The following is a 14,001-nucleotide window of genomic DNA, read 5'->3' on the forward strand; positions in this document are numbered from 1 at the left end:
CATTAACATCGTGTTCATGAAATTTATCTATAGCGATAAAAACGCGTTTTCGCTGTTGCCATTGCCAATGGCAATCCCGATCGCAGGAAAAAAAGAAGCCCGGAGGCTTAACGCGCTCCAGGCTCATTGCGTCGCGCGCCGCTATGGCACGCTTTAAAAAAGGTTATTTATACACTTCCGCTGTGGCTTCAAAGTTTGGGCCATGCTCACGCGCAGCGGTGATCACGTAGTACTTTCCGCCTTTCTCATCGGCCAGCTTGGAGAGCTGATCGTGCAGATCGGAAGGCGAAGAGAATTCGCCGCCGGACGGCCCCACCGAGATCGGCCCGACCTTGGTCAGTTTGAAGTGTTTCACTTCTTCTTTGGTGATCAACTGCGCGGCGGACGCGTCAAATGCAACGGCGGAAAGGGCTAACGCGACTATCACTTTTTTCATCCTGCAATCTCCTTGGAATTAGCCTTCAGTCAGGCTCTTTCAGTATAGACGGCGATTTACTGAGCGTGCTACCGATGCGCTTATTTTTTGGTCGAGGCGTTCAGTAACGCGGTGGAACCCCTTCCGGGCGGGTCTTAAAGCGCCGGTGCAGCCACATATATTGCTCGGGTGCCATCAGGATGCATTTTTCAATTATCTGGTTCATCCAGGCCGCCGTAACCTCAGCGCTCGCCAGCGGCGGGGTGCGCTCCGGCGTTAAAGAGATCAATTCATACCCCATGCCGTTGGGCTTGCGCCGCGGAACAAATGGCACAATTGTCGCCCCGGACATTTTCGCCAGCATCCAGGTGCCGGTGGTGGTCGCCGCCTGCTCGACGGCAAACAGCGGCGCAAAGACGCTGCTGGCCGGACCGTAATCATGATCCGGCGCGTACCAGAGGATCTCCCCCTCTTTTAGCGCCCTGACCATCCCTTTCAGATTTTTTCGATCCAGCATGGTCTTGTTAGAGCGCAAGCGTCCCCAGGTCTGCAGCCAGTCAATCAGCGGGTTATCGTTGGGCCGGTAAACGCCTATCCCGGGGGTAAACATGCCATACATCCGGGCCCCCATTTCGAGAGTCAAGAAATGGATGCCGATCAGCAAGATGCCCTGCTTTTCCTCCAGAAGCTCCACCACCTCGTTAACGCCGCTGGTCTCGGTCCAGCGCGCCACCCGGTGCGTCGGCCAGAACCAGGCCATGCCGGTCTCCATCAGCCCCATGCCCAGCGATTCAAAGTTTTTCACCAGCAGCGCCTCGCGGTCGGCGGCGCTCATCTCGGGAAAGCAGAGTTCGAGATTACGTCTGGCAATCCGCGCGCGGCTTTTCATCACCCGCATCGCCAGCCGCCCGAGCCGAGTCCCCAGGCGATAGATCACCGGATACGGTAATTGCACCAGCAGCCACAAAAAGCCAATTCCCAGCCACAACAGCCAGTAACGCGGGTGCAACAGCGCGCGGGAAAATTTGGGTAAATTTGACATAATAATCCTGTTAATTCACTCAATAATAGCTGAGCAAAAACCGCGAAATAAAGTAGCGGATCCTGCATGTAGTATTTTTCCAATTCGTGCGGTAATACTCAGTCACAAAGCGCGTTATTATAAGCCGATTCCAGGATAAATTCAGCCCTTACGCTGGGGACTACTCTATTATTAGACGCAACGCGTAAAATTTCCTGTTTAATGCATAAATAAATAAACCGGACCTCTACAACGCGGCCGATTGTCGATAAAATCGCCAGTTCATTTTCCGCCTTCCTTCATTCCTCTCCCTTTTGTTCACGCTTTTTTATGGCGACAGCGAACGCAAACAGGGCGTTCAGCCCGGTCTGACAGGGCCAGCATGCGGTTATTTGTGACTGGGGCAAAGGTTAAGCATCGACATTGCGGATCCTTTTTCCAGATATGCTACGTTTACAGCGCTCATTCGACGCAAGTGCCTTTGCCGACGTCGTCGCTTTCAGAAGCCATAGTGAGAAGGAACTATGACAATGAATTATCAATTAGTGAAGCAAGTCAGAGAAAATAACACATTAAGAAAAAGCTTCATTGACCTTGCCGTTAAGACTTTTGATCTGTCTTTTGAGGAGTGGTATCAGCAAGGTTACTGGACCGACGCCTATATCCCCTACGCCTTTGTCGAACGCAATAAAGTTATCGCTAACGCCTCGGCCAACATTATCGACCTGCGCTGGCAGGGCCAGCCCCGGCGTTATATTCAGATTGGCACGGTGATGACCGAACCGGACCACCGTAATAAGGGATTAGCCGGCCAGCTTATCCACCACATTCTGCAGGACTGGCAACAGGAGGCGGACGCCTTCTTTTTATTCGCCAACCCCACCACAGTGGATTTTTATCCCAAATTTGGCTTCACCCGCAGCGAAGAGCATCAATATATTATGCCGGTCTCCCCGCGCGCCGGTGATTTTCGCAAACTGGATATGGACAGCGCAGACGATGTCGCCCTGCTCCGGCATTACTATGAAAAATCCAACCCGTTCTCACCGCTGCGGGTGGAGCATAACTTTGGCCTGCTGATGTTTTACTGCTCAGCCTTTATGAAGCATTTCGTCTATTACTCAGCGAAAAATGAGGCGGTAGTTATCGCCATGCAAAACGGCCCGGTGCTGATCTGCTTTGACCTGTTCTGCGAGGGAGGCAAAAGTCTGTCGGTGCTGGTCAACGAGCTGGCCGATGACCATGTCCACCAGGCCATACTCGGTTTTACTCCCACTGAAGACCGGCTCGGCGAGTATGAGAAGATTGAGGGAGAAGATATCCTCTTCATCTATGACCAGAAGGAAAACCTGTTTAAAGACAGGAAGTTGATGTTTCCTTTACTGGCTCATGCCTGACGGCGCAGTGCCGTCAGGCAGATCAGTTATAGGTCACCACGAAGGTCGCGCTGGCGTTCGCTTCGCCCGCCTTCACCGTCGGCTGCGTCTGGATATAGCGGGCCTGATAGGCAAAACGGTAGTCCGTCTGGCTGCCCTTACTGCCGGACCAGAGCTGGCTCACCTGGTTTAGCGGCACCAACGCGCCGCCGGCGGTGAGGATCTGCACCCCCAGCCCGCTTGCCCCCTCGGGCTGGTCATCAATCTTAATCACCTCGTTGGCGGCCATGGCGCTATCTGCCGTCGCGTTAAACTGCATAAACACGCTGCCCACATTTTCACAATTCGTCAGGTTGATGTTAAAGGGCACCGGCGCGGTCGTGCTGTTAAGCCCGGTAAACGCGGTTTTGTTATGCCGCCCGAGGAAGACGTTAATATTTTTACTGTCGTCAGTAACCTTACAGGTGGGTGATTTGACCTGAATACAGAGCCCGCTGACGCTGAAACGCATCGCCTGCACTCCCCCAAGGAAAATATCGCCGAGGTAATCATTAAGGCAATACTCACCCGGCGGCGGTAAACCGCCGTTGTCGGCAATCCGCCAGAAATAAATAGTCGGTTTTTTATTTTCCGCCTGAAATGCGCGCTGGCCGGAAAATACCGGTGCCGAAGGCCAGGCAGTGAACAGGGGATCGAAATTAATGCCATCCTGCTCACCCATCTGGAAGCTGTAGCCAATACCCGGCAGGCGGTCGATGCTGTAGATATCCCCAGGCTTGCCGTTTCCCGCCGGGCCGACCCGGGAGCCGCCAATACTCCGAAAGCCGCCGGGCTCACTGCCGCTGCAGGCAATCTCCCAGCGCTCATTATTGGTGATAATCATCCCACCATAGGTATACAGCAGAGAGCCGACGGGGCGATTGCTGACGTCCAGGTTGATACTGGCCTGGCTGACGTTCACTGAATACTCGATAGTTTTGCCGCTGACCATCTGGCATGCCGCTGAAAGCGAGGCGCAGTAGCCGCCGGCCAACAGCAACGACACGCCCGACGCGATGATGATTTTCATGTTACTCCTCCTTTAATCCCGGCCGGCAGACCTGATGCGGCATGCCACTGCTATCCTGCTGCGCCGCATCGCCGTGGATGGCATACTCCATCCGGCAGCGTTGCCAGGCGCGCGCCCCCCAGACCAGCAAGACGCTGCCGCGGGTCTGCGGCACGCGGGCATACAACAGCCCGCCCTGACCGACGGCGCCAACCGCCCGTTCGCTGTCGTCAAATACCTCCGCGCCCAGCGGGGGCGCCTCACCATTCGGTAGCGTGATACGGGCAAACCAGGGATAGCCGGTGCGCGTGGCAAATTTCACTTTCACCGCCGCACCCGAATCGGGCACCACCGTCGTGCTGCTGGAGATTATCTCCACACGATCGTTCAGCCCCTGCGGATCGAGATCCAGCCAGTTAGCGGTAAAGGGATCGAGGTAAGGGATGATCGTAAAACCCTGGCGATTAATCGGCTGTCCGAGGCGGTTCGCCACCCTGGCCCCCACCGCACCGGGCGCTTCCACAATGGCGAAGGTTTCCCCCAGCTCAGGAGTGGCGGTCATTCCGCCCTGATGCGCCACCAGGGCGCCCGATGCCCCCAGCGAGTACTGCTGCTGGTGTCGGCCGGCGCTGGCGCTGGCGTTCAGGTACGCATAATCCGTCCGCAGGCTACCGTTGGCCGCAACGCTGGCTTCATTTGGGTTCTCCCGCGGCATGTCGTAGCTGGCGGTCAAACCGTAGCTGAAGGCGTTTTTCTCGCCAGCGCTGCCGGTATAGCTGGACTGCAGCTGGCTGCCGTAGTTTTTATCGTGGTTAAAGCGGGTGGTCAGGCTGCCCGCCTGCCCGAACGGCAGCGAAAAGGAGACGCCCACCACCTGATTATTGCGGTGATGGATATCCTGGCTCTGCTGGGCATACAGATAATAATTGAGCTGACCATAGCGGTTGGCATAGCCCAGCTGATATGAGCGCCAGCGGTGATGGCGGACGTCCTCACTCCAGATTCCGTTAAAGGACAGACTGCCGCTGCCGGCCTGCTGAGACAACGTCGCGCTGTAGCGGGTCATCTCCCGCCAGTCGTTGGGGTGCCGGTCGTGCTCCCAGGCGGCATCGCGAATGGAGCGATAATTGCCGTCGTTGCTGTGACTCATCGAGAGCAGCATTCGCGTATCGGATGTAAACGATTTTGATGCGGACACCCGCCAGCGATAGCCCTCCTGCCAGCCGCGCTCCCTGCCCTTCGCCGCAGAACGGGAAAGATCGACCGCCAGCGCGCCCCAGTAGGTATTGAAGGCGCTGCCGATCAGCGTCGAGTAATAATCTGTCGTCGCGTTAGCGCCGGTATAGCCGCTGACATAGTCATTGAAGCCGTACTGCAGCGTGGCTTCGCCAAATCCCGGCCGCCCGGCGATCCCGTCCTCATCCAGGTAACCCAGCGACAGGTCATAATAGACCGCGCCTGCCCGCACCAGGCCAGGCAGCGTGGCGTACGGCACGGTAAAGGTGTCCTGACTGCCATCCGCCTCGTGGATCGTCACCTGTAAATCGCCGCCGGCGTTGGTGGGATAGAGATCGTCGAAGGTGAATTTGCCCGGCGGAACCGTTGCCTCGTACAACAGGGCGCCGTTCTGGGTGACCGTTACGCGGGCGTTGGTGCGCGCCACGCCGCTGACCGACGGCGCAAAACCGCGGCGAGAGCCCGGCAGCATGCGTACATCGGTAGCCAGCCTGCCGCCGATAAAACTGACGCTGTCAAAGAAGGTTCCGTCGGTCCATCCCTGACCAAGCCGTAACGTGGACGCCCAGTTCACTACGCTTCTCTCAGCCCAGGTGGCAATGCTATCCCAGTGGGTATTCCCCTCCTGGGCCTGGTAGCTGGACTGGTGATGTAACCGCCAGCCAAAGGCGCGCAGGCTGGCATCCAGCCCGAGGTAATGATGGCTGCTGGTGTCCCCGTCGACGACGCTCTGATAGCTATTGGCCTGGTAGCGCAGCACCGCGGCTGGCACGCCGCTATCCACCTTTTTCAGGTTCACCGCCCCCCGATAATGGGGTTGCAGCAGCGCCTGGGGCATATTTACCCGCAGCACGTTTTCTCCGCTGTCATACTCCCAGCCGATCGCCTTATCGATCTGCGAAAAACGCAGGCAGGTGGCCGCGGTTGGCCATTGGGCGTCCTTCAGCTGCAGGGCGTCGAACAGTGAGGGCGAGATGCAGGGCTCAAGCTGGCCATCGTGTTCCTGGATGACAAACGTTTCTTCCCCCAGGTCCCGGCCATTCACCGAAAGGGTACTGCGATATTGTCCCGGGTGCAGCGGATTGCCGTATTGATATTTCTGGAGATCAACCTGCGCGGCGCCGTGTAAATGGGCGCGGTTAAAACTAAACGCCTCTGCCGCCCATGCCTCCTGCCAGGGAAGGAGCAGCATCAACCCAACCTTGATCTCCCTGAGTTTCATAATAATGTCCTTACTGAGGATAATTATGATTCACTACCGCGCCGTAATCATTGATGGTGGTGAAGCTAAATTTGGCTGGCAGCGTGCGCAGCGCGGCGCCTTTAGGTGCGATCTCCAGCGAGGAAAAAGGAGCGACCATGCCGGCAGCGTGTTTTTGTCCGTTAAGGGTGATGCTGTCGATGGTGATATAGCGCGATGAGGCATTGCTCACGCGCAGCCCGTTACCCGCGGGGGCCAGCGCCCAGCTCAGGGCTTTTTCCGCGGCCATTTTTTCCGCCGCCACGCCTGCCGGACGGTAAAACAGCTTGATGCGCGACCGTATCGCGAGCTGCAGGTAATTGTCTGACTTGTCGTTTTTCGGCTCTGGCGGAATATCGAGTAAATTGAACCAGAACAGCGACTCCCGATCCTGCGGCAGACGGCTGCCGTTGAACATCAGACGCCAGCTCTGCCCCTTTCCAGGTTCGATACGCACAATCGGCGGCAGCACAATAAACGGTGCCGAATCCTTTTCCGGTTGATTTTGCACGCGGCCATCGTCGACCCAGACCTGGGTCAGCGACGGCGCCTCCCCCACATTGGTCGCCCTGACCACGACCTCTTTTTTATCGCCGGGAAAAATAATCCGTGTGCCATCAATAACCATGCTGGCGTCCGCCGAGGGTAAATAGCTGGACAGCAGCAGTGCCAGAACCATACGCCGCATATTCACCTCCTCCTTGTCGGGGGGATAAACGGCCCCTGAGCGGGGCCGTGGACAGGGGTTACGGATAGACCACCGTAAAGTTGACGTAGGCTGCGACTTTTCCAGCCTTGGCGGCATCAGTCGCATAGTAGCGGGCATAGAAAGGCAGCGAGGCGGAACCATCCTTCTCAGCCACCGCCACCGGGATCGCTTCCAGGCGAGCAACTTTGCCGTCTGCAACGACCGCCGGGGTCTCCGCGAGGTTAATCGGCGTAAACCGGGTGTTCAGCAGCTCCACATCCACGTTTTCTGCTTCCGTGCCGTCAGACAGAGTGTTTTTTAGTCGACCCTCCGTGGAAACGTTTTGATCCTTCTCGAAGTACACCGAGACATTGGTCCCCGGGGAACAGCTCGTCAGATCGATAGTGAAGGGAACCACGCCCGCCGTCTCGCCCGAGCTGCTGAGCGCCGAGCGCTGGACCGTCGGCAGGGTTACCGTCGTGTCTTTATTCTTTACCGTACAGGTATTGTCGATGACTTCACCATTAAAGGTGACTTTGCCATCAGCAGCCTGCGCCGCTACCGGAGAAAGCATCATCATCACCACGAAAGATGCCATTCCTTTGCTGTATTTTTTCATTTTCACTCCTCATCACCACGCTTATGGAGAATCGTTCAGGAAATACCCCTGGCGTACTTTATACGTACAATTTATTAATACTCAGTCCATTGCATTAGCCTGTTACCTTTAAACTCACTTCCTGCACTCACATCCTACTTATTTCATTATTCATTATTCAAATTTACTGCCAGGACAGTTTCTTATTTTTTTAGAATCATCTTAAAGAAACAAAACAAGGAAAATAGAAAAACCAAAAACAAAAACACAACAACATGATAAATAAGGATATTTTTTAATATTACTTTTCCAAAAAACATTCATAAAATGCGATCCATATATCTCACCTTTATTATTACCCTCCTCCCCCTGCGCTCTCCACCCTGGATTCAACCAGCAGGGAGTATGTTATTTCAGGCGGGTATTCTCTACAGTAAATTGTCGAATCAGGCAGGACAGCATGCACAACGTATTTATGCCAGGAGGTCATTATGTTGATCTGCATTGCGGATTCAGAATATTTTAATATTGCCCTGAAGGCGTATATTAATGAACCACACAGCCAACCTCTGGATATTAAAGAAATAGTCTGTTACCCGTTTAGCGGGCAGAGTGAGATGTTCTATACTTTTTTTGCCACCGATGCCGGAGCCCGGTTAAGCACCATTCTTATTGATTACAGCAGCGCCAACATCGAAGTCTTGCAGGTCGCGCTCAGTTTAAAATCGTTTAATCCCCTGATCCGGATCTTTATTTTTACCAAATCAGGCTACCCGCTGAACGAGCTCGAAAGCAGCCTCGCCATTGTGCTCGGCGCTGAGTTCATCTCCAGTTTTGCCGGGCTCAGTGCGGCGCTTGTCCGTGGTCCGCGCTGGACGCCGCCTCCCGCCGACAAGCTCTATATCGCCATACCTGACAGCTATAACCTGACCCGTAAGGAAACTTTTTTAATCAGCCTGTTGATGGGGGGAATGCCGTTGTGTCACGTGGCCAGCACCATGCAGCTCACGATCAAACGGGTCTACTACTACCGTTCACGCGTCCTTAGCAAGCTGGCGGTGAAAAATAACGTGGAACTGATGAACAAAGTTCAGGGGATGGTGTTGCGCCACTACCGACAGGAGACAGGCCATGAAATCGTATCTCTACGCTAAAAATCGCCTCATGTTGATTATCCTGAGCTGGCTAAGCGCAGACGAGGCGTTGCCATCTCGTCACGATTTCCAGCAGACTGAAGCCATCCTCAGCACCCTGCATATACCGTATGTGCTGAAGTCTGACCTTGATCAACTGAGAGCTACGCTACAGCCATTACTCGCCACGCCCGGACCGCAAGCCTGTGAGGTAGGCGCTTTTCTCAGCGCCCTGTTGGCGCTGTATACCCGGTTAACCGAATATACCGCCGTCGAACACTATCTGCTCTCCCGGCATCTCTGAGTAGCAACCCGCCTGGGCAGGAAGGCGCCGCGCGCCGCCTGCCCGTAAGGCATTATCGTGGGCCGGCAGGCTGCTCGCCGCGTCGGGAGAAGTAATCCCGATAGCCCTCGCCAACGTAAATCTGCCGTGGCCGGTAGATGGTCAGCGGCGCCTGGTGCATCTCGTTCCAGTGCGCCACCCAACCGACCGTCCGACCGACCGCGGTGACCACCGCAAACATCGACGAAGGCAGATTCATCGCCTTGAGGATCACCGCGGTATAGAAATCCACGCTTGGCGACAGGCCATTGTCCACAAAATAGGGATCGGTCAGCGCCACATCCTCAAGGGCCATCGCCACCTGCAGCAGACGGTCGGACATTCCGACCTCCGCCAGAACCCGATGGCTGGTTTCACGCAGGATCCCGGCACGCGGATCGCGATAACGGTAGCGTGAGTTGCCGAAGCCGAGCCGGCGAAATGCCTGCGGATCGCGCTTCGCCTGACGCAAAAACGCCGGAACCTGATCGACGCTCTCGATCTCCTCCAGCATGCGCATGCTCGACTCATTGGCACCGCCATGCATCGGCCCCCACAGCGACGCCAGCCCGGCGGCGACGCAGGCGAATAAATTCGCCCCGGAGGAGCCCGCCGCGCGCACCGTGGTGGTCGAGGCGCACTGCCCGTGATCGGCATGCAGCACCAGGATCTGGTTCATTGCCTGCTCGATGACCGGATTCAGAACATATTTCTCCGCCGGGATAGCAAACAGCATCTGCAGGAAATTACCGGCATAAGAGAGATCGTTACGCGGATATGCGGCGGGTTGCTCAATCGTATACTTGTAGCTCATGGCGGCGATGGTGGGCATTTTCGACAGCAGCCGGGTGGCGGCCAGCGCGCGGTGTTCCGGATTTTCCACATCCAGCACATCATGATAAAACGCCGCCAGCGCCCCCACCAGGGCGCACATCAGCGCCATCGGGTGCGAGTCGCGACGAAAGCCGCTGCACATGCGCGCAATCTGCTCATGCACCAGAGTATGGCGGGTGATGGTCTCGCGAAAGGTTTGATAACTGGCCTCATCCGGCGCGTCGCCGTTCAGCATGATGTAGGCCACTTCGAGAAAATCACACTGGCGGGCCAGCTGATCAACCGGATAGCCCCGGTGCAATAGCACGCTGTTTTCCGTATCGATCCAGGAGATCGCCGACTGGCATCCGGCGGTGTTGGCGAAGCCGGGGTCATAGCTGCAGAATCCGGACTGATTCAGCTCGCGCATGTCGACCCCTACCGGGCCCCGGGTTCCCGGTACCTGCGGCAGGGTGATGGGCGTTTGTTGCCCGGCAATAGAAAGCGTTAACGGTGTGGTGCTCATCCTGTCAGTTCCCCCAGCAAGCTCATCAGCAACCTGAAGTCATTCTTCAGGCGGAAAGACCAACATAACCAATGTGATGCCGCTTATTCATTGATGTCATCACTATAACCCTGACAAAGAGGATATTTTACTGGCCTTCACGGGGAAACAGGCCGTCTTTCCCCAGCCCACCGCCGGATAGCGGCACAAATCGCCAAGGATAAAGGCGATCATCGCTGTCAAAATTTACGCTGAGTAAAGAAAGGATGAAGAAGAGCTACCATGAATTTTGTGCTGTCGATGACCCTCATCTGCATTACCATCGCCTGGCTGATGATGAGCCTGCTGCCGGTGTAGATGCACCGCTAACCGCCACGCCAGTGGTCTGGATAACCCCTCCTTCAATTGATTTCCGCCGAGGTCTTCGCCTCTGAGGTTTCACAAGAGCCATATAAGAAGTACTGGTTGCATATCAGGCTGTTGCGTTTTCCCGCCGAGGGGTAGGCTAAAAGCCCACTGTTAAGGAGGTGATATGTCTGGACTGATCAATCCACATGCGGCCCCGGAAGAAGCAGCCTATGCGCTGCTGATTGAGCTCGTTCGCGCCCAGCGCGTGCCGCAATATGAAGGCGAAATTTCCGGCCTGCTGGCGATGTACGACGAAGCTGTTAAACACTTTAAAGAGAAAGAGACCGAGCGTTAGGCGTGGACATCGTGGTGTGAGGAAAACGTGACGCCTGCGGGAGACGCGCAGGCGTTGGCTGGATAGCGGCTTGCGTCATCAGCTGCCGCGGTAGGTAGAGTATCCGTACTGACTGAGCAGCAGCGGGATATGCAGTTTTTGATTTTGCTTTGTGACATTGAAAATAACCGGGACCACCGGGAAGAACGTATTCATGTTTTGGCTTTTAAAATAGTCACCGGTTTTAAACGTCACTTTATAAACCCCCGGCTCCATATTCTCCGCCTGCGGATAGAGCGATTTAATCCGCCCATCGGCATCCGTTTTACCGGTGGCGATATGCTGCCAGCTCTCCCCCTGCTGTTTATCCAGCTCAATCTGCACCCCCGGTGAAGGGAGCCCGGTTTGCTGATTAAGAATGTGTACGCTGAGCGTCCCCTCTGGCGCCGCCAGCGCGCTGAAGCTGAGCAGAGAAATTACGGAGGCGATAACTAATTTCATAATCGTGACCTTATTGGGCAAGTGAAAGTGCCCTAACTATAGTCAGCGCGGCGGGGAAAAAAATTAAACTTTTTGTTATCAGATTGAGTTGATGGGTACTGTCTCCACACACAACACGCTGAACCGGTTTTGTCGTGAGAAGAGGGAGTGTCTTATGTGTGAGTAACCCCGTGCTCTTCGTAACAGGATACGTGGCACTTAATCAGTCAGAGAGGGGAAAAAGATTAGCTGGGGTCAAATATCACAAGGTTAAATAATATATGCCGTGGCCTCTGCCGCCTCTAACAGAACAGTGCTTACTGCAAATGGCCTGCCGTATTCGAAATAATCATTTAATATTATTTAACCTACTATTCCAGTGTAAGTAATCACCTGGTTCAGATAATGATTATTATCATTGATTCTCTTGTCGCCATGCCTTTACCATCTCCTTTGTTACCTCTTTCTTGTAGCAAATAGGTGAGTACCCACCAGCTTTGCTCCAGGCACTGCGGCCACCGCACGAGCTGCCGTTCCGGGCGGTATTGAAGGGACAGGCACAGGTACCGGGATAGGATGCGACAGAGTCATCAATAATTCTTTGCCTGACCTGATCATCGCTTAAGGAATTCGATTTGGCGATGGAAATATCTGATGCAAAGACACACACAACAGCGAATACGGAGATGGCGACGAATTTGATGTTCATTTGGATCTTTCCAGGTAGTGGATGAACATCGAGGGTATGCTTTCAAAAAGTGTTCAATATTGATCTTTAACAACTGTACTTTACGCCAGCTTAAAATGCGATACTTAACCCAGTCAGACATAACCTAAAGCTATAATGACTATTCGCCTGTTACCGGCAACATATTTTCACATTCCTGCAGAGCGCTTATTCTGCACTCAGCTATAACCAGCATTAACCATTCTGTTCGATATTACAGAGCCGTAATGCTGTACTCTCACTGGCCATCGTCCGACAGATACTGCAAGACATTAGAATCATCGAAATGGTCCGTCGATATGCTCACCTGGCGCCGAACCACCTGACTGAACACGCACGGAAAATTGACGCCATTTTTGGCACTAGCGACACAAATACGACACAAGGAGGAAATCAGACTGGACTAAAACGTCCGTAAGTGCTTGATTATTAATGGCACGCCCTACAGGATTCGAACCTGTGACCTACGGCTTAGAAGGCCGTTGCTCTATCCAGCTGAGCTAAGGGCGCCCTGAGAAGCGGGAGCTTCGCGGAGTGAAACGCGTGGAATTATACGGTCCACGCCCGTTGAGTCAATCCATTTTGCCAGGAAACTGTGGAGCTTATACGCCGCTGGTGAAATATCCCTCATCAACTGTACAAGAAGCATACCGCCAGGGTTTCCTGGCGAGTCATTCATCTTAGTGGGCAGGCGTCACGCGCCAATAACCATGCAGAACAAAGGGGCAAAACAGGCTAAATTCACCGCAGACAGGATAAAACAGCAAACGAGGACTGACAGCGAGGCCGGCTTCTGACAAAATATCCCTATCCCCCTTTCGTAAAGATACAGATGGAATCCTCTCTCTGATGGCAGCAAAAATTATTGACGGTAAAACGATTGCGCAGCAGGTACGCTCTGAGGTTGCGGAAAAAGTGAAGGCTCGCGTTGCGGCCGGAAAACGCGCCCCTGGGCTGGCCGTCGTGCTGGTCGGCAGCAACCCGGCCTCGCAGATTTATGTCGGCAGCAAGCGCAAGGCATGTGAAGAAGTGGGCTTCGTCTCCCGCTCTTACGATCTCCCGGAAACCACCAGCGAAGCCGAGCTGCTGGAGCTTATCGACACCCTGAATGCCGATAAGACCATCGACGGTATTCTGGTTCAGCTGCCCCTCCCCGCAGGGATCGACAACGTCAAAGTGCTCGAGCGCATCGCGCCGGATAAAGACGTCGACGGCTTCCATCCCTACAACGTTGGCCGCCTGTGCCAGCGCGCGCCGCGCCTGCGTCCGTGCACCCCGCGCGGTATCGTAACCTTGCTGGAACGCTACAATATCGACACCTACGGTCTGAATGCGGTGGTCATTGGCGCGTCCAATATCGTTGGTCGCCCGATGAGCATGGAGCTGCTGCTGGCCGGCTGCACCACCACCGTCACCCACCGTTTTACCAAAAATCTGCGCCATCACGTCGAAAATGCCGATCTGCTGATCGTCGCGGTAGGTAAGCCGGGCTTTATTCCTGGCGAGTGGATTAAAGAAGGGGCGATTGTGGTCGATGTCGGCATTAACCGTCTGGAAAGCGGCAAAGTAGTCGGCGACGTGGTGTATGAAGATGCCGCCGAACGTGCGTCCTACATCACCCCGGTTCCCGGCGGTGTTGGCCCAATGACCGTCGCCACGCTGATTCAGAACACGCTGCAGGCGTGCGAAGAGTATCACGACGTTGAGGAGGCCTGAG

The 14,001-nt window shown here is 54.9% G+C and carries 14 protein-coding genes, 1 tRNA gene and 2 pseudogenes; 6 read left to right on the top strand and 11 right to left on the bottom strand.

Annotated features, from left to right (window positions below; genetic code table 11):
• Window positions 1-163: 163 nt before the first annotated feature.
• Both B8P98_RS21045 and B8P98_RS21050 read right to left on the bottom strand, forming a co-directional pair.
• Window positions 164-436 (bottom strand): YdgH/BhsA/McbA family protein, encoded by a 273-nt coding sequence (locus B8P98_RS21045; protein WP_095033392.1) that lies wholly within the window; start codon window positions 434-436, stop codon window positions 164-166.
• Window positions 437-536: 100 nt separating this feature from the next.
• On the bottom strand, window positions 537-1,457 hold the full coding sequence (locus tag B8P98_RS21050) for a Kdo(2)-lipid IV(A) acyltransferase (protein WP_095033393.1): 921 nt from the start codon (window positions 1,455-1,457) through the stop codon (window positions 537-539).
• Window positions 1,458-1,966: 509 nt separating this feature from the next.
• On the opposite strand from B8P98_RS21050, the gene B8P98_RS21055 reads away from it, so the two are divergent.
• Complete coding sequence (locus tag B8P98_RS21055) at window positions 1,967-2,833, top strand: GNAT family N-acetyltransferase (protein WP_025714236.1); 867 nt, start codon at window positions 1,967-1,969, stop codon at window positions 2,831-2,833.
• Window positions 2,834-2,855: 22 nt separating this feature from the next.
• Here the strand turns inward: B8P98_RS21055 and B8P98_RS21060 are convergent, their stop codons facing one another.
• The 4 genes from B8P98_RS21060 to B8P98_RS21075 are packed head-to-tail and all read right to left on the bottom strand — an operon-like array spanning window position 2,856 to window position 7,643.
• Window positions 2,856-3,881, bottom strand: coding sequence for a fimbrial protein (locus B8P98_RS21060; protein ID WP_025714235.1), 1,026 nt, complete (start codon window positions 3,879-3,881; stop codon window positions 2,856-2,858).
• 1 nt (window position 3,882) lies between these two features.
• Window positions 3,883-6,318: a fimbria/pilus outer membrane usher protein gene (locus B8P98_RS21065; RefSeq protein ID WP_080896975.1), complete on the bottom strand. Its 2,436-nt coding sequence runs from the start codon at window positions 6,316-6,318 to the stop codon at window positions 3,883-3,885.
• Window positions 6,319-6,328: 10 nt separating this feature from the next.
• A complete protein-coding gene (locus tag B8P98_RS21070; RefSeq protein WP_080896976.1) occupies window positions 6,329-7,024 on the bottom strand; it encodes a fimbrial biogenesis chaperone in 696 nt (231 codons plus the stop codon).
• Window positions 7,025-7,082: 58 nt separating this feature from the next.
• Window positions 7,083-7,643: a fimbrial protein gene (locus B8P98_RS21075; RefSeq protein WP_095033394.1), complete on the bottom strand. Its 561-nt coding sequence runs from the start codon at window positions 7,641-7,643 to the stop codon at window positions 7,083-7,085.
• 470 nt (window positions 7,644-8,113) lie between these two features.
• Here B8P98_RS21075 and B8P98_RS21080 point away from each other — a divergent pair, with 470 nt between their 5' ends.
• Window positions 8,114-8,776 carry a LuxR C-terminal-related transcriptional regulator gene (locus tag B8P98_RS21080; RefSeq protein WP_025714230.1) on the top strand — a complete coding sequence of 221 codons (663 nt, stop codon included), beginning with the start codon at window positions 8,114-8,116 and terminating at the stop codon, window positions 8,774-8,776.
• Complete coding sequence (locus B8P98_RS21085; RefSeq protein WP_022064705.1) at window positions 8,754-9,059, top strand: hypothetical protein; 306 nt, start codon at window positions 8,754-8,756, stop codon at window positions 9,057-9,059. Before B8P98_RS21080 ends, B8P98_RS21085 begins: the two co-directional genes overlap by 23 nt.
• A gap of 52 nt (window positions 9,060-9,111) precedes the next feature.
• Here B8P98_RS21085 and B8P98_RS21090 read toward each other — a convergent pair whose 3' ends face one another.
• Complete coding sequence (locus B8P98_RS21090) at window positions 9,112-10,416, bottom strand: citrate synthase (protein ID WP_025714229.1); 1,305 nt, start codon at window positions 10,414-10,416, stop codon at window positions 9,112-9,114.
• Between the two features lie 46 nt (window positions 10,417-10,462).
• Window positions 10,463-10,603, bottom strand: a pseudogene (locus B8P98_RS31130) (hypothetical protein).
• A 324-nt stretch (window positions 10,604-10,927) separates the two neighbouring features.
• Here B8P98_RS31130 and B8P98_RS21095 point away from each other — a divergent pair.
• On the top strand, window positions 10,928-11,098 hold the full coding sequence (locus tag B8P98_RS21095) for a hypothetical protein (protein WP_002892370.1): 171 nt from the start codon (window positions 10,928-10,930) through the stop codon (window positions 11,096-11,098).
• Window positions 11,099-11,176: 78 nt separating this feature from the next.
• Here B8P98_RS21095 and uraH read toward each other — a convergent pair whose 3' ends face one another.
• Together uraH and B8P98_RS21105 are read right to left on the bottom strand one after the other, a co-directional pair.
• Entirely contained in the window at window positions 11,177-11,578 is a 402-nt protein-coding gene (gene uraH, locus B8P98_RS21100; RefSeq protein ID WP_008805473.1) for a hydroxyisourate hydrolase, read from the bottom strand.
• A gap of 394 nt (window positions 11,579-11,972) precedes the next feature.
• Window positions 11,973-12,266 carry a hypothetical protein gene (locus tag B8P98_RS21105; protein ID WP_004202381.1) on the bottom strand — a complete coding sequence of 98 codons (294 nt, stop codon included), beginning with the start codon at window positions 12,264-12,266 and terminating at the stop codon, window positions 11,973-11,975.
• A gap of 298 nt (window positions 12,267-12,564) precedes the next feature.
• On the opposite strand from B8P98_RS21105, the pseudogene B8P98_RS21110 reads away from it, so the two are divergent.
• Window positions 12,565-12,702, top strand: a pseudogene (locus B8P98_RS21110) (integrase); the annotation flags it as partial.
• A gap of 15 nt (window positions 12,703-12,717) precedes the next feature.
• On the opposite strand, the gene B8P98_RS21115 reads toward B8P98_RS21110, so the two are convergent.
• A tRNA-Arg gene (locus B8P98_RS21115) sits at window positions 12,718-12,794 on the bottom strand.
• Between the two features lie 339 nt (window positions 12,795-13,133).
• Here B8P98_RS21115 and folD point away from each other — a divergent pair.
• A complete protein-coding gene (folD, locus tag B8P98_RS21125; protein ID WP_004143017.1) occupies window positions 13,134-14,000 on the top strand; it encodes a bifunctional methylenetetrahydrofolate dehydrogenase/methenyltetrahydrofolate cyclohydrolase FolD in 867 nt (288 codons plus the stop codon).
• The last annotated feature ends 1 nt before the right edge of the window (window position 14,001 follow it).

Source organism: Klebsiella quasivariicola (assembly GCF_002269255.1).
GTDB lineage: Bacteria > Pseudomonadota > Gammaproteobacteria > Enterobacterales > Enterobacteriaceae > Klebsiella > Klebsiella quasivariicola.